The sequence below is a fragment of the Agathobacter sp. genome (assembly GCF_977054825.1).
In genome coordinates this window covers 144,298-160,323 of record NZ_CDRTEH010000004.1, presented here as the reverse complement: position 1 = coordinate 160,323, position 16,026 = coordinate 144,298, and the positions used below count along the sequence as shown (strand labels likewise).

The following is a 16,026-nucleotide window of genomic DNA, read 5'->3' as shown; positions in this document are numbered from 1 at the left end:
TCAGCTATAAACAGCAGCACCGGCACAAATGACGGCTTAAGTATGCCGTTATAAATGAAATTTGTAGTTGGATGTATAACAATAGTGTAAATTGAGAATAGTATATTAGGAGGAAGTATACTCCTGAATTCATAGAGGTGGAATATGGAACAGTACGTAATCAAAGGTGGAAATCCTTTATACGGTGAAGTTGAGATTGGTGGAGCTAAAAATGCTGCACTTGCTATTTTGGCCGCTGCCATAATGACAGACGAGACTGTAACAATAGATAATTTGCCGAATGTAAGGGATATCAATGTCTTACTTCAGGCAATCGAAGAAATCGGCGCACATGTGGAGCGCGTGGATATACACAAGGTAAAGATAAACGGTTCATTTATCAGAGGCGTAAATGTCGATAATGAATTCATCAGACGAATCAGGGCATCATATTATTTAATTGGTGCATTACTTGGAAAATACAAGCATGCAGAGGTTGCGCTTCCGGGAGGCTGTGATATCGGAAGCAGGCCGATTGACCTTCATATGAAGGGCTTCCGCTCCATGGGAGCAGACATAGACATAGCTCATGGCCTTGTCATCGCCAGGGCAAAGGAGCTTAAGGGCACACACATATATATGGATAAGGTTTCTGTAGGTGCCACAATCAATATCATGATGGCTGCAGCCATGGCAGATGGCAAGACAGTTATCGAGAATGCGGCTAAGGAGCCTCATGTCGTTGACGTGGCAAACTTCTTAAACAGCATGGGAGCAAACATCAGGGGCGCAGGAACCGATGTCATCAGAATTGTAGGCGTGGAGAAATTACATGCTACAGAGTATTCTGTCATTCCGGATCAGATTGAGGCAGGTACATTCATGTTTGCAGTTGCTGCAGCAGGTGGTAATGTGCTCGTAAAGGATGTCATTCCAAAGCATCTTGAGGCCACTACAGCAAAGCTTTTGGAGGTAGGCTGTCAGGTAGAGGAATTTGATGACTCAGTCAGAGTAATATCAGACGGACATTTAAAGCATACACAGGTCACCACACTTCCGTATCCGGGCTTCCCGACAGATATGCAGCCACAGATGGCGGTGCTTTTGGGTATCGCTGAGGGTACCAGTACAGTGACAGAGAGCATATTTGAGAATCGTTTCAAGTATGTTGACGAGCTCACCAGAATGGGGGCTGACATAAAGGTAGAGAGCAATATAGCAATCATCAGCGGCGTGAAAAGATACACAGGTGCCAGAGTGAATGCACCTGACTTAAGAGCAGGAGCTGCACTGGTTATAGCAGGACTTGCAGCAGAGGGCATCACAGTGGTTGATGATATCTACTATATCCAGAGAGGCTATGAGGCACTTGAGGAGAAACTCACAAAGATTGGCGCAAAGATTGCCAGGGTGGAGGATGAGAAGGAGCTTCAGAAGTTCATACTCAAGGTATCATAAGATATAATCGATATATACGTAAAGCATGAAATGTAAACACAATATAATATAATACAATATATAAAAATAAAATAAGAACCGGCAGCATCTTACGGTAGATGCACGGTTCTTATTTTTTGCTATTTTATAATATTTTGAGTAACTACTCAGTAACACTTTGAGCTATAAATCGGCTTACATAACCGATTTGATAAAAAACTCGCGGTTTGTGGACAAATCAAGTATACTGCCGTCATCAAAGCGTACTATAGGGCGTGACAGCTCGTGTGGGTTGAGCATCACAATATTACAGAACCGGCTGTCGTTCAGCATTACGCGGTTGTTCTGGTATGTGGTAGCAAGCTTTTTCAAAAATAAAAGAAGGAACTTTGTATTGTACTTTGTAAAGCCCTCGCTTTCGAAGCTTGAGATGACAGCGAACGGACAAAGCGGTGCGCGGTAGCGTCTGGCAGCAGTCATGGCATCATACACATCAGCGATAGCGGTTATCATGGCAAAGTCGTCAATCAGTGCGCTGTCAAGATGTGAGGGATAGCCTGAGCTATCGCAGCGCTCATGATGCATGAGGGCAGTGCGTTTTATTCTGGAGTCAATCTGCAGATCCTTAATCAGATCAAAACCAAACTGTGGGTGCTTTTTTATGAGCGCAAATTCTTCGTCTGTGAGCTTGTCCGGCTTGTTAAGCACCTCATCGGGAATCTTGCATTTACCGATATCGTGGAGTACTCCTGCGATAGTAAGCGTATTCACATCTGTCTTCTCCATATGAAGCCAGCGTCCGATCATCCTTGCAATAAGTCCTACATTCAGACAGTGTGAGTACAAAGGGTCTGCAATGGTGCGCATGTTGTAGAGCATGTCAAATGTCTCGATGGTAGTGCCGCAGGATGCGGAAAGGTCAATGACAGCAGTAAGAAGCGCAGCCTCATCAAAGTTTTTTTCACCGGCACAGATTTTGCCAAAGGTATCCTTGATCTGATTTATACATGTGAGGTATTTGAGCTGGAAGCCTCGAAACTCTTCTGAGGCCTGAACACGCTGGATATTGGTCACCATCTCATGTGCGCGTGTTTTTGGTACAGGTTTTACCTTGTCTTGTTTTGCTGTATTTTCGCCGGCTTGTGGAGCGGCTGCATCGGATGGATTTTGAATTGAGATGCTGCTTACCTTATATAGCTTCATTTTGTTGATGAGCTGACGGGTGAGTGGTGTGCCGGGCATTGCAAGTATCTGTCCCAGAGGGGTCTTTATCGGTTCTGCTGTTACCATACCAATCTGCGCATCTTTTATGCTGATTTTAATCATGAGTTACTCCCCAAATTTATTTTGATATTGTGTGTTTAGTACTATAAATACAAATTTAAGTATAATTGCCAAAATTATGAAAGTCAATAAAGGAAGAAAGAATAATCGCATAAAATAGCTAATAAATAGTGAATATTGTATCGAAAATGAGTTATTGATAAATATGTATTGAAAATGGTACTTGACATATATATCACGTGGTAGTAATATAGCTCACAGAGATTTGAAAAATTCTATATTGTAACTTCTCTTATTCAGAGTGATGGAGATACAAAGGATCTATGAAGTCACGGCAACCCCGTTAGAGAACAGGAAGGTGCCAACCTGAGCGAGTAATCGAACAATAAGAGGATTTTTATTATCTTAATTTTAATCCACTTATTTGCAGTAAGTGGTTTTTTTATTGGAAAAATTGGTCACACAACAGGAAAGGAGTAACAGATAACTAATGGAGAAATTATTATTTACATCAGAATCAGTAACTGAGGGACATCCGGATAAGCTCTGTGATGCAGTATCAGATGCCATCCTTGATGCATGTATGGAACAGGACCCGATGAGCCGTGTCGCATGTGAGACAGCAAGCTGTACAGGCTTCATCCTTGTAACAGGAGAGATTACCACAAAGGCACAGCTTGATATCCCGGCAATCGTCAGAAAAACAGCACTTGAGATCGGATATGATGACGGAAAGAAGGGACTCGACGGAAACTCATGCGCAGTAATGGTTTCAATCGACAAGCAGTCTGCTGATATCGCCATGGGAGTTGACAAGGCACTCGAGGCAAAATCAGGCGACCTTACAGACGACCTTGACACCGGAGCCGGAGATCAGGGAATGATGTTTGGATATGCTACAAACGAGACTGAGGAGTATATGCCATACCCAATCGCACTCGCTCACAAGCTTGCATTCCAGCTCACAAAGGTAAGAAAGGACGGCACACTTACATATCTTCGTCCGGACGGAAAGACACAGGTTTCAGTAGAGTATGATGAGGCAGGAAAGCCGGTAAGACTTGAGGCAGTTGTACTTTCAACACAGCACGACGAGGATGTTACCCAGGAGCAGATCCATGAGGATATCAAGAAATATGTATTTGACCCAATCCTTCCAAAGGATATGATTGATGCTGAGACAAAGTTCTTCATCAATCCTACAGGACGTTTCGTAATAGGTGGACCACACGGAGATGCAGGTCTTACCGGTCGTAAGATTATCGTAGACACCTACGGCGGATATGCACGTCACGGCGGCGGAGCTTTCTCTGGAAAGGACTGCACAAAGGTAGACCGTTCAGCAGCCTATGCAGCACGTTACGTAGCAAAGAACCTTGTGGCAGCAGGATTTGCGGATAAGTGTGAGATTCAGCTCTCATATGCTATCGGTGTTGCACAGCCAACATCTATCATGGTGGATACATTCGGCACAGGAAAGCTTGCAGATGACAGGATCGTTGAAATCGTAAGAGAGAATTTCGACCTTCGTCCGGCAGGAATCATCAAGATGCTTGACCTCAGAAGACCTATCTACCGCCAGACAGCAGCATACGGACACTTCGGACGTACAGATATCAAGCTGCCTTGGGAGGCACTTGATAAGGTTGATAACCTTAAGAAATATCTCTAAACAATATGTGGGGCTTCGCGCTTTTTAGGTTGTGAGTGCCGGATAGTATACATTATATTTCTTACAAAAAGTTAGAAAGAATTTAGAGAAAATTTAGACAGAAGTTATAGGATATATGATATAATCAAGTCATGGGACTGACATTGAGTCGGTTTCCATGGCTTTTTATTTTCAGGAGGAACGGATATGAGCAGAATTTTGATAGTAGAGGACGAGGTTGCAATTGCTGATCTTGAGAAGGATTACCTGGAGCTGAGTGGCTTTGAGGTTGAGGTGGAGAATGATGGCACAAGCGGTCTCGCAAGGGCATTGGCGGAGGATTTTGATTTGTTTATTCTTGACCTTATGCTGCCGGGAATTGATGGTTTTGAGATTTGCAAACAGATTCGCGAGAAAAAGAATACACCGATACTAATGGTTTCAGCCAAGAAGGATGACATCGACAAGATAAGAGGACTCGGACTCGGCGCAGATGATTATGTTACAAAGCCATTTTCACCATCAGAGCTTGTTGCCAGGGTAAAGGCTCATCTGGCAAGATATGAGCGCCTCATCGGAAGTGCCACACCTGAAAATGACATTGTTGAGATTCGTGGCATCAAGATTGACAAAACAGCCCGCCGTGTGTGGGTAAACGGAGAGGAAAAGCAGTTTACCACAAAGGAATTTGACCTGCTCACATTCCTTGCGGAGAATCCAAACCATGTGTTTACCAAGGAGGAGCTCTTCAAGGAAATCTGGAATATGGATTCAGTTGGAGATATCGCGACAGTCACTGTACATATCAAGAAGATTCGTGAGAAAATCGAGATGAACACTGCAAAGCCTCAGTATATTGAGACTATTTGGGGTGTGGGATACAGATTTAAGCTGTAGGGGATTTCTGGAGACTACTATGAAGATAAAAACAAAACTTGCTATATCATTCTGTATAATTATTTTTGTGCCGGTTGTGCTCACCGGCATGGTGCTTGTGGGCTTCAATAAGATTCAGCTAAAGGCCATCAACAAGACCTATGGCATGGAGGATGCGGGCATGCTCGCACTCACTGATACGGTGCAGTTTTTGAACAAGGTGACAGGGCGCACATATGATGAGCTCGAGAAGACCTCGCTCATAGAACCATCCAAGCTTCTTGATGACGATTATCTGACAAAGATAAATAAGAAGCTTGAGAAGAAATACTCATACCTTATAGTGAAAAGTGAAGGAGACCTCATTTTCAATGGCGGAATTGACAATGATGATATTTTGAGAAAGCTTCCGAGAATCTCCAATAAGCAGAGCAGCTCAGATGTGAGCAGCTATATGGACAGCGATGACAAGGTGCTCATAAAGCAGCTGAATTTTCGTGACAGTGATGGTGATGAGGCGAGTCTTTACATAGTGACATCAACAGCGTGTGTGATTCCGGAGGTCAGGACTGTTTTGATAGAGGGAGCAGTTGCGCTTGTATTTATACTTCTTACCACGGCAGTTATGCTTATAGTGTGGATATACAGGAGTATTATCACACCGATAGAGAGACTGCGTATTGCCGCCGAGAATATCAAGGATGGCAATCTGGACTTTGAGCTTGAGACGAGTCCGAGCGACGGAGAGATTGGTGAGCTGTGTACTGCGTTTGAGCAGATGCGTGCGCGCCTCAAGAAAAATGCCGAGGAAAAGGTGACGAATGAGTCTGAAAACAGAGTGTTAATCAGCAATATAGCACATGATTTAAAGACTCCTATTACTGCGGTAAAGGGCTACGCCGAGGGCATACTTGACGGAGTGGCAAACACCCCTGAAAAGGTCGATAAATACGTCAGGACCATTTACAATAAGGCAAACGATATGGATAAGCTCATTAATGAGCTGACGCTTTACTCAAAGATTGACACGAACAGGATTCCGTACAATTTTGCAAAGATAAATGTCACAGATTATTTTAACGACTGTGTTGAGGAAATGGGACTGGATCTTGAGGCAAAAAATATCAGACTTTCATATGAAAATCATGTGGATAGCAACGTGCTTATCATTGCTGATCCGGAGCAGCTTCGCCGTGTGATTAACAATATAGTCGGCAATTCGGTGAAGTATATGAACAAGACGCAAAGCTATATAGATATCAGGATAAATGATGTCGGAGATTTCATACAGGTTGAGATTGAGGACAACGGACGCGGAATCGACCAGAGAGATATGCCATATATTTTTGACAGATTTTACAGAGCGGATGCGTCGAGAAATTCGGCTACCGGAGGCAGCGGCATAGGGCTTTCCATCGTAAAGAAGATCATAGAGGATCACGGTGGCAAGATATGGGCTACCAGCAAAGAAGGCGATGGAACTACCATGTTTTTCGTAATCAGGAAGTATCAGGAAACACAGGATATGAACCGGCAGTAAAGTAATAGATATGATATCGTCAGAAAAAAGCTATAATAAAAAATAACAATTAGAAATTAAAATTAAGAGCTCCCGATTGACAGCGCAAATAGTGTTGCCAGCCGGGAGCTTTAATGTATTGGTCACAATATCATCAGGACTCTTGCGCTTTGGTTTAGAAGGCTCAATTAAATTTTCTAACTCTAAAATAAATTAAGGGAAAACACATAAAATATTTGAAAAATAAAGTCTGACGTAGTAGAATAGTAACATTGCACGAAAGAACCATGGAGAAATCGAAAGGGGGACAAACATGCATAAATTCAGACAAAAATATATAGGAGACAAGGCATTTTATAAGCGCTATCTCATGCTGGCCATACCAATGATAATCCAGAATGCAATCACAAATCTGGTCAGCTTTCTGGACAACATTATGGTAGGACAGCTCGGCACAGAGCAGATGTCGGGAGTCGCAATCGTAAACCAGCTCATATTTGTGTACAATCTGGCAGTGTTTGGGGCAGTGTCAGCGGCAAGTATATTCGGAGCACAGTATTTTGGCAAGGGAAATCATAAGGGGCATATGTATTCCTTCAGATTCAAGCTGTATGCAGCGCTGCTTGTTACAGCGATAGCGATGACACTGTTTATCACAAACGGAACAGCGCTCATATCACTATATCTGACAGATACGGCAGGAAACGGTGCCACGGAGGTAGCACTGGCATATGGAAAGGAATATCTAAAAATAGTTATGATAGGTCTCGTACCGTTTGCGGTGACACAGGCCTATGCAACAAACATAAAGGAAACAGGACAGACCTTTGTACCGATGGTTGCAAGCTTTGCAGCAGTTGGAAGCAATGCAGTGCTTGATTTTCTGCTCATCTTCGGAATAGGACCGATACCAAAGCTGGGTGTGGCGGGAGCCGCTATTGCCACGGTGATGTCGCGATATATTGAGACAATAATAGTTGTGCTGTGGGCACATAAAAACAGGGATAGGAACAGGTATCTCGAGGGTGCTTACAGAGGAATAGGAATGCCGTTTGATGAGTTTAAGACTATATTCATCAAGGGACTGCCACTCATGCTCAATGAGCTTTTCTGGGCAGCAGGCATGACAACGGTTACACAGTGCTATTCAGTACGTGGGCTCTCGGTAATCGCAGGCCTGAACATTGCGACAACGATAACAAACCTTTTCAATATCGTGTTTATACAGCTTGGCGCATGCATCAGCATAGTTGTGGGGCAGTATCTTGGAGCCGGTGAGCTTGAAAAGGCAAAGGATGCGGATAACAAGATGATAGTGTTCAGTGTGTTCTGCTGCTCTATAATGGCGGCGGTCATGCTTCTGGTAGGAGGATTTTTCCCTCAGATATATAACACAACCGACGAAATCAAGGCGCTCGCAACAAGCTTCATAGCGGTATCAGCGATAATTATGCCGTTTTGTGCATTTACACATTCGTCGTATTTTACACTCCGCTCGGGTGGCAAGACACTGGTCACATTTCTGTTTGACTCTGTATTTACATGGGTGATAGTGGTGCCGGTGGCATTTGTGCTAGCCAAATACACAGCGCTTGGCATAGTAGCAGTGTATTTCCTTGTGCAGGCCACAGAGCTGATAAAGGTAGTCATTGGATATTTCATGGTGAAAAGTGATGTGTGGCTCGTGCAGATGGTATAGGAATGTGCGTCATTATCTTGCGGAAAAATGAAATAAAAGTTATACTGTAGCAAAAGTCAGCGTAACAGTCCAAACCCAAAAATGAAACGGAGCAGAAAATGAGCGAAGAAAAACAGCACAAGCGCCGCGTACATTATAGCGGAAAATATCCCAAAAAATTTGAGGAAAAATACAAGGAATTAAACCCGGAGAAATACAAGGATACAATTGAGCATGTCATCAGCAAGGGAAATACCCCTGCGGGCATGCACATATCCATAATGGTAAAAGAAATCATAGATTTTCTTGACATCAAGCCGGGACAGACAGGCTTTGATGCAACACTCGGCTACGGTGGGCATACAAAGGCAATGCTTGAAAGGCTTGACGGTCAGGGGCATATGTATGCCACCGATGTTGATCCAATCGAGTCTGAAAAGACAAAAAAGCGTCTCGCTGAAGCCGGCTTTGGAGAGGATATTCTCACCGTAAAGCTGCAGAACTTCTGCACAATAGATGAGATTGCAAAGGAAGTGGGAGGCTTTGATTTCATACTTGCAGATCTTGGAGTGTCATCCATGCAGATAGATAATCCTGAGCGAGGATTTTCATTTAAGGTGGACGGACCGCTGGATCTGCGTCTTAATCCAAATGCCGGCATCAGTGCGGCAGAGCGTCTTGACAATATTTCCCGTGAGGAGCTTTCGGGTATGCTCTATGAGAACTCAGATGAGCCGTATTGCGAGGAGCTTGCAAAGGCAATCACAGACGAAATCAGGAAGGGTAACCGCATAGATACGACCACAAAGCTTCGTCACATTATAGAGCAGACACTTGATTTTCTCCCTGAAAAGGACAAGAGGGACATCATCAAAAAGACCTGTCAGCGCACCTTCCAGGCGCTCCGCATAGATGTAAACCATGAGTTTGAGGTGCTCTACGAGTTTATGGAAAAGCTTCCGGGAGCATTAAAGCCCGGCGGAAGAGCTGCTATCCTTACTTTCCATTCAGGAGAGGACAAGCTGGTCAAAAAGGCACTCAAGGCAGGCTATAAAGCAGGAATATACAGTGACTATTCAAAGGATGTGATCCGCCCATCAGCACAGGAATGTGCTCAGAACGGACGCGCCAGGTCCACGAAGATGCGCTGGGCGGTCCGTGCAGAATAGAAAAGCTTTTAAAATAGTTCTAAAAACCTATTGCTTTATTGAGAAAAATAGTCTACTATGAACGTGTTATATGACTGACGGATAAGTGGACTAACCACATGAAATATAACAAATAAGAGCCGACCGTCTGGGCGATAAACCCGGGCAGTTGGCTCTTTTTGATTATAAAATCAGCCATAGCCATATAAATAACTATGGAATGTATCTCAAAAGAAACAAGAGGGATATTGACAAAAATACTGTAGTAAGTATATACTAACCACAGTTAAACAAAACTAATCAAACGAAGTAACATTCACACATTTTAAGGAGGATATTACAATGATAGAAATGAAAGAGTGGGATGGATTTGAAGGACGTCTTTGGAAAGAGGAAATCAACGTCCGTCAGTTTATTCAGGACAACTACACTCCATACGACGGAGACGAGAGCTTTTTAGCTGATCCGACAGATGCTACAAATAAGCTGTGGGATGCGCTCCAAAAATTACAGAAAGAAGAGCGTGCCAAGGGCGGAGTCCTTGACATGGAGACAGAGGTTGTAACAGGAATCACAGCTTACGGCCCTGGATATATAGATGAGGCATTAAAGGACCTCGAGCAGATTGTAGGTCTTCAGACAGACAAGCCGTTAAAGAGAGCATTCATGCCTTACGGTGGAATCAAGATGGCAGTACAGGCTGCTGAGACATACGGTTACAATGTAAGCGACAAGCTCAAGGAAATTTTCACAAAATATCATAAGACACACAACACAGCAGTATTCGATGCATACACACCTGAGATGATGAAGGTCCGTCATGCAAAGATCCTTACAGGACTTCCTGACACATACGGCCGTGGACGTATCGTCGGCGATTACCGTCGTGTAGCGTTATACGGACTTGATTACCTCATCGAGGAGAAAAAGAAGGACAAGGCAAACTGTGGTTGCGGACAGATGACAGATGATGTTATCCGTTTAAGAGAGGAAATCGCAGAGCAGATCAAATGTCTTGAGGATATGAAGAAGCTTGCAGAGATTTACGGATATGATATCTCAAGACCTGCAACAAACGCAAAAGAGGCAGTTCAGTGGTTATACTTCGGATACCTTGCAGCAATCAAGACACAGAATGGTGCAGCAATGTCAGTAGGACGTGTATCTACATTCCTTGATATTTACATCAAGAGAGATATGGATAAGGGCATCCTCACAGAGCAGGAAGCACAGGAGCTCATCGATCATTTTACAATGAAGCTTCGTATGGTTAAATTTGCACGTATCCCTTCATACAACCAGTTATTCTCAGGAGATCCTGTATGGGCAACACTTGACGTGGCAGGAACAGGTGTGGACGGACGTTCAATGGTTACAAAGACAGACTTCCGTTTCCTCCATACATTAGAGAACATGGGACCTGCACCGGAGCCAAACCTCACAGTATTCTACTCATCAAAGCTTCCTCAGACCTTCAAGGATTATGCAGCCCGCATCTCAATTGAGACAAGCTCAATCCAGTATGAGAACGATGACGCAATGAAGCCGGTATGGGGCGATGATTATGCAATCTGCTGCTGTGTATCTGCAACACAGACAGGTAAAGAGATGCAGTTCTTCGGAGCACGTGCAAACCTTGCAAAATGTCTCCTCTACGCTATCAACGGTGGCGTTGATGAGAAATCAGGTGAGCAGGTAGGACCAAACTACGCACCTATCACAGCAGAGTACCTTGACTATGACGAGGTAATGGCAAAATACGACAAGATGATGGACTGGTTAGTAGACATCTATGTAAATACATTAAACCTCATCCAGTACATGCATGACAAATACTACTATGAGGCAGCAGAGCTTGCACTCATGGATACAGACTTAAAGAGAACATTCGCAACAGGAATCGCAGGATTCTCACACGTAATCGATTCTCTTTCAGCAATCAAATATGCAAAGGTTAAAGTAGTACGTGACGAGAACGGACTCGCAAAGGATTTCGAAATCGAGGGAGAGTTCCCTAAATACGGAAACGATGATGACCGCGCAGACGAGATCGGTGTATGGCTTCTTAAGACATTCATGGACAAGTTAAAGAAGCATCACACATACCGTGATTCAGAGCCTACAACATCAATCCTTACAATTACATCAAACGTAGTATACGGAAAAGCTACAGGAGCAATGCCTGACGGACGTAAAGCCGGAGAGCCGCTTTCACCGGGAGCAAACCCATCATACGGCGCAGAGCAGAACGGACTTCTCGCATCCTTAAACTCACTCACAAAGCTTCCGTATGAGTGGGCACTTGATGGAATCTCAAATACACAGACCATCAACCCAGGAGCACTTGGAAACAACGAGGGCGAGAGAATCGACAACCTTGTAAACGTAATGGACGGATACTTCGATCAGGGTGCACATCACCTCAATGTAAACGTATTCGGTAAAGAGAAACTCATCGATGCAATGGAGCATCCGGAGAAAGAGGAGTACGCAAACTTCACAATCCGAGTATCAGGATACGCAGTTAAGTTCATCGACCTCACAAGAGAGCAGCAGCTCGATGTAATCTCACGTACATGCCACGAGAGAATGTAATATAAAAATAATAATGTATAAAACATTCCAGAATGTGCAGGCCAAGTGCCTGCATATTCTGATTTTTAATAAAATAAAAGTAGCAACAACAATCATCTAAAGGAGGTAAAACATGGGAGAGACACTAGGAAGAGTACACTCAGTAGAAAGCTTCGGCTCAGCCGACGGTCCGGGAGTAAGATATATAGTATTTTTGAAGGGCTGCAACATGCGCTGCAAATATTGCCACAACCCGGACACATGGGCCAAATGTGGCGAAAATGACGGCACAAAGCTGATGACACCGCAGGAGGTGCTAAAGACAGCCATGCGCTATAAAGCGTACTGGAAGCAAACCGGCGGCATAACAGTAAGCGGAGGCGAGGCACTTTTGCAGATAGACTTTGTCACAGAGCTATTTAAGCTTGCAAAGGAAAAGGGCGTAAACACCTGCCTTGACACATCAGGAAATCCGTTTACCAAAGAGGAACCGTTTTTCGGAAAATTTAATGAGCTGATGAAATACACAGATCTCTTCATGCTGGATATCAAGCATATAGATGATGAGGAGCACAAAAAGCTTACGGGACAGACCAATCAGAATATCCTCGATATGGCACGATATCTTTCCGAAAACGGCAAAAAGATGTGGATACGCCATGTGCTTGTGCCGGGAATTACTACGGATGAGAAATATTTAAAGCAGCTTAGAGAGTTTATCGACACACTTAAAACAGTGGACAGGGTTGAGGTGCTGCCGTACCACACACTTGGCGTGTTCAAGTGGAAGGAGCTTGGTATACCGTATCAGCTTGAGGGAGTGGAGCCTCCTACAAAGGAACAGATAGAATGTGCAAAAAGAATTTTAAATTGTCAGAATTAGTTTATAAATACCATTGCTAACAACTCATTAAGTTGATAAAATATAATAAGTGGAGAAAGATAAGGCAGAACGAGGAGAGTATAATGAGCAGTATAGTAATAGGAACTCTGTATGGGCAGATGAGCTTTATGTGTCTGCTGATACTGGGAGTCATATGTTTCAGATTTATGAAATCTGATGATAAAACATACAGCAACCATCAATTTTTGACGGTAGGCATACTTACAGCGGCAGCAACTGTGGTGGATTATATTATAGCTATCATAGTTTATGGTCTGTGGGAGCCGGAAAAACTGGTGCTTGATACATTTACGGTCATTTACTTTATATTGATAGCGTTACTTTCATATCACTGGTTTTTGTATTGTGAGGCAGAGCAGCAATCTGTATTTATCCGGCTTAAATCCGGAAGAATAGTGCGCATAGCGGCGCAGGCAGCCATATGTATCATGATGATTACGGTCATGTATCTGAAGTGGACAAGCCTCAGGAATGAGATAATTACGGAGGCTGTTATAGCATTTGTACCGGCTATATATAGCTGCATCAGGGCATTTTACAAGTCATTTCTTCCGGAAAATTATGCGAACCGCGACAAATACAGGCGCATGGCTTCGTTTGCAGTGCTGCCTGTTATTATGTTATTTATCCAGTATTTCACACCGATGCTTCCATCATTTGTATGTGCTGTCACACTCAGCTATATGCTTGTGTACAGTAACAGCCAGAAATCACTGATTTCCACAGATTTGCTGACAGGTATCAACAACAGGAACGCTTTTGATAAATATATCAGTGCAAAGGTAAATGGGACGTCTGGCTATAGTAAGCTGTATCTTTATCTGATAGATGTGGATGATTTAAAATCGATAAATAAAGAATACGGTCCGCTTGAAGGAGACAAGGTGCTTGTAGCGACAGCCTTTGCGCTTAAAGAGCTTGCGGCAGAGTATGATTTTTATATAGCCAGATTTGAGGCAGATGAGTTTGTAGTCGCCTTTGATACGACAAGCGAGAATATGATGCAGCTTATTCGCAAAAGAATAGAAGCGCATGTAACTGAGACCGCGCATAATATGCAGCTTGAGGCACCGGTGACTGTCACAATCGGAGTGGCACAATACACAGGACAGAGTATGCCGGCATGGATAGCTGAGGCGAATATGGCGCTTGAGAATGCACGCACCTTAAAAGAGGGAAAAGACAGGTCTGAAAATGAGCTTCAGAGAGAATTGTTTGACGCGACAGACATGCTTTTATCGGAAGCTGAGGTACGGCATAAGAGTTCTGATGAGCTTGACATAGATGGTCTTGATGAGACGCTTTTCCCGGTGTTATCAGAGGCATCGCAAAGAATATATATGTTTGTCACAAACATGGAGACCAATGTGACCAGATGGTCCAAAAATGCATTTGGTTTTATGGGAATTGACAGCGAATATGACTTAAACACAGAGGAAAGATGGAGGAAAAAAATACATCCCGATGATATGATGATGTACCAGAAGGAATTGGATGCAGTGTATTCAGGCAAAAAAGATGCTTTTGACCTCACATATCGTATAAAGGATGCACAAGGAGTGTTTGTGAGCTGCACAGGTCATGGACGCATCATAAAGGGAGTGGATGGAAGACCTGATATTTTTGCCGGTTCGATACTGAATCATGGCATATCGGATTCGGTTGATTCTGTTACCAACCTCTGGAATATGAAGATGCTTGGAAGCTGTCTGAATGACTATATTTTCAGATATGAGTCGGCAGCAGTGCTTATCATCGGAATAACAAAGTACGGACACATCAATGATACCTACGGATACGAATTGGGCAATGAGGTATTGAAGAATTATGGCGATGAGCTTTTAAAGGTAGTGAACGGAGACCTTTATGTATTCAGAATGGATGGAACAAAGTTTGCATTCATCAAGCCATACGCAGAGCATGATGAGCTTAGGGAGCTGTATCTTAAAGTAAAAAAAGTAGCTGAGGCCGGAGTGAAGCTTGGCGATGGAATGGTTCAGCTTAGGCTGGCTGGTGGAGCAGTAACAGCAAAAAATTACTCCGGAACGCCGGATAATCTGCTAAACAGCGCCACATATGCACTCAGCATATCTAAGCATGAAAAGCACGGAGACCTTGTATTTTTTGACAGTACCATAATTCATGATAATATGAAAAATATGGAGCAGATTGCGGAAATCCATAAGAGCGTCATGGACGGTTGTAAGGGATTTTTCCTATGCTATCAGCCGATAGTCAGCGCCACGGATGGAAGGATAGTCGGAGCTGAGGCTCTTATCAGGTGGAAAAATGATAAGTACGGACTTGTGCCACCGGATTCATTTATTCCATGGCTTGAGGAGGATCCTTGTATTTACATACTGGGAAACTGGATTATTGAGACCGCACTTGTGGCGGCAAAGAGATTCAAGAAGCTCATACCGGAGTTTTTCATAAATGTAAATATAGCGGCCACGCAGCTTGAGAATACGGCATTCCGCACAGATGTACTCAATATGGTTGAGAGGCTTGATTTCCCAAAAGAGGATCTTTGGATAGAGCTTACCGAAAGATGTAAGGATTTAGACCACGATTTCTTAAAGAGGGAGATATCGTTTTTCAAGGAGCATGGCATACAGATAGCGTTAGATGACTACGGAACAGGCTCGGCATCACTGAGTCTGGCGCTGGAGCTTCCGGTGGGTGAGATAAAGATAGACCGATCATTTACGAAGGATGTCATGGAGGATGAATTAAAGCAGGCGATTGTCGAGTCCATTCTTGTTTTCACCGGACGTATCAGGATGCGTTCGTGTATAGAGGGTATTGAGACTTATGAGATGGCGGAGTATCTAAAGCAGTTTGGACCTATGTATTATCAGGGCTATGCGTACTCCAAGCCTGTTGAGGAGGAGGCATTTATGTCTCTCATAAAGGAGCAGGTAGGTAAATAAACGAAATATGCCTGCGTATCGCAACTGTAAATGTGCTGAACAG

At 43.6% G+C, this 16,026-nt stretch carries 10 protein-coding genes and 2 riboswitches; of the genes, 9 read left to right on the top strand and 1 reads right to left on the bottom strand.

Going from position 1 to position 16,026, the window contains the following annotated elements; translation table 11 throughout:
- The first annotated feature begins 144 nt into the window (after positions 1 to 144).
- A complete protein-coding gene (locus ACW6PM_RS06130; protein ID WP_308499323.1) occupies positions 145 to 1,437 on the top strand; it encodes a UDP-N-acetylglucosamine 1-carboxyvinyltransferase in 1,293 nt (430 codons plus the stop codon).
- Positions 1,438 to 1,611: 174 nt separating this feature from the next.
- On the opposite strand, the gene ACW6PM_RS06125 is transcribed toward ACW6PM_RS06130, so the two are convergent.
- Positions 1,612 to 2,742, bottom strand: a complete 1,131-nt coding sequence (locus ACW6PM_RS06125; protein ID WP_456056573.1) for an HD-GYP domain-containing protein — start codon at positions 2,740 to 2,742, stop codon at positions 1,612 to 1,614.
- 247 nt (positions 2,743 to 2,989) lie between these two features.
- Positions 2,990 to 3,092, top strand: a riboswitch (SAM riboswitch).
- 98 nt (positions 3,093 to 3,190) lie between these two features.
- On the opposite strand from ACW6PM_RS06125, the gene metK reads away from it, so the two are divergent.
- The 8 genes from metK to ACW6PM_RS06085 all read left to right on the top strand — a co-directional run bounded on the left by metK (position 3,191) and on the right by ACW6PM_RS06085 (position 15,983).
- The gene (metK, locus tag ACW6PM_RS06120; protein WP_456056572.1) at positions 3,191 to 4,372 is read left to right on the top strand and encodes a methionine adenosyltransferase; all 1,182 of its coding nucleotides are present in this window, start codon (positions 3,191 to 3,193) and stop codon (positions 4,370 to 4,372) included.
- A 186-nt stretch (positions 4,373 to 4,558) separates the two neighbouring features.
- On the top strand, positions 4,559 to 5,248 hold the full coding sequence (locus ACW6PM_RS06115) for a response regulator transcription factor (protein ID WP_015515550.1): 690 nt from the start codon (positions 4,559 to 4,561) through the stop codon (positions 5,246 to 5,248).
- A 19-nt stretch (positions 5,249 to 5,267) separates the two neighbouring features.
- Positions 5,268 to 6,767, top strand: a complete 1,500-nt coding sequence (locus ACW6PM_RS06110) for an ATP-binding protein (protein WP_456056571.1) — start codon at positions 5,268 to 5,270, stop codon at positions 6,765 to 6,767.
- A 292-nt stretch (positions 6,768 to 7,059) separates the two neighbouring features.
- On the top strand, positions 7,060 to 8,445 hold the full coding sequence (locus tag ACW6PM_RS06105) for an MATE family efflux transporter (RefSeq protein ID WP_456056570.1): 1,386 nt from the start codon (positions 7,060 to 7,062) through the stop codon (positions 8,443 to 8,445).
- A gap of 98 nt (positions 8,446 to 8,543) precedes the next feature.
- Entirely contained in the window at positions 8,544 to 9,593 is a 1,050-nt protein-coding gene (gene rsmH, locus ACW6PM_RS06100) for a 16S rRNA (cytosine(1402)-N(4))-methyltransferase RsmH (protein WP_456056569.1), read from the top strand.
- Positions 9,594 to 9,653: 60 nt separating this feature from the next.
- A riboswitch (ZMP/ZTP riboswitch) is annotated at positions 9,654 to 9,733 on the top strand.
- A gap of 181 nt (positions 9,734 to 9,914) precedes the next feature.
- Positions 9,915 to 12,167 carry a formate C-acetyltransferase gene (gene pflB / locus ACW6PM_RS06095; RefSeq protein ID WP_308668099.1) on the top strand — a complete coding sequence of 751 codons (2,253 nt, stop codon included), beginning with the start codon at positions 9,915 to 9,917 and terminating at the stop codon, positions 12,165 to 12,167.
- A 112-nt stretch (positions 12,168 to 12,279) separates the two neighbouring features.
- Entirely contained in the window at positions 12,280 to 13,029 is a 750-nt protein-coding gene (gene pflA / locus ACW6PM_RS06090; RefSeq protein WP_456056568.1) for a pyruvate formate-lyase-activating protein, read from the top strand.
- Positions 13,030 to 13,112: 83 nt separating this feature from the next.
- The gene (locus ACW6PM_RS06085; RefSeq protein ID WP_456056567.1) at positions 13,113 to 15,983 is read left to right on the top strand and encodes an EAL domain-containing protein; all 2,871 of its coding nucleotides are present in this window, start codon (positions 13,113 to 13,115) and stop codon (positions 15,981 to 15,983) included.
- Positions 15,984 to 16,026 lie beyond the last annotated feature (43 nt).

Coding starts and splice junctions, on each gene's coding strand:
- ACW6PM_RS06130 (WP_308499323.1), top strand. CDS start 145: ATGGAACAGTACGTAATCAAAGGTGGAAATCCTTTATACGGTGAAGTT.
- ACW6PM_RS06125 (WP_456056573.1), bottom strand. CDS start 2,742: ATGATTAAAATCAGCATAAAAGATGCGCAGATTGGTATGGTAACAGCA.
- metK (WP_456056572.1), top strand. CDS start 3,191: ATGGAGAAATTATTATTTACATCAGAATCAGTAACTGAGGGACATCCG.
- ACW6PM_RS06115 (WP_015515550.1), top strand. CDS start 4,559: ATGAGCAGAATTTTGATAGTAGAGGACGAGGTTGCAATTGCTGATCTT.
- ACW6PM_RS06110 (WP_456056571.1), top strand. CDS start 5,268: ATGAAGATAAAAACAAAACTTGCTATATCATTCTGTATAATTATTTTT.
- ACW6PM_RS06105 (WP_456056570.1), top strand. CDS start 7,060: ATGCATAAATTCAGACAAAAATATATAGGAGACAAGGCATTTTATAAG.
- rsmH (WP_456056569.1), top strand. CDS start 8,544: ATGAGCGAAGAAAAACAGCACAAGCGCCGCGTACATTATAGCGGAAAA.
- pflB (WP_308668099.1), top strand. CDS start 9,915: ATGATAGAAATGAAAGAGTGGGATGGATTTGAAGGACGTCTTTGGAAA.
- pflA (WP_456056568.1), top strand. CDS start 12,280: ATGGGAGAGACACTAGGAAGAGTACACTCAGTAGAAAGCTTCGGCTCA.
- ACW6PM_RS06085 (WP_456056567.1), top strand. CDS start 13,113: ATGAGCAGTATAGTAATAGGAACTCTGTATGGGCAGATGAGCTTTATG.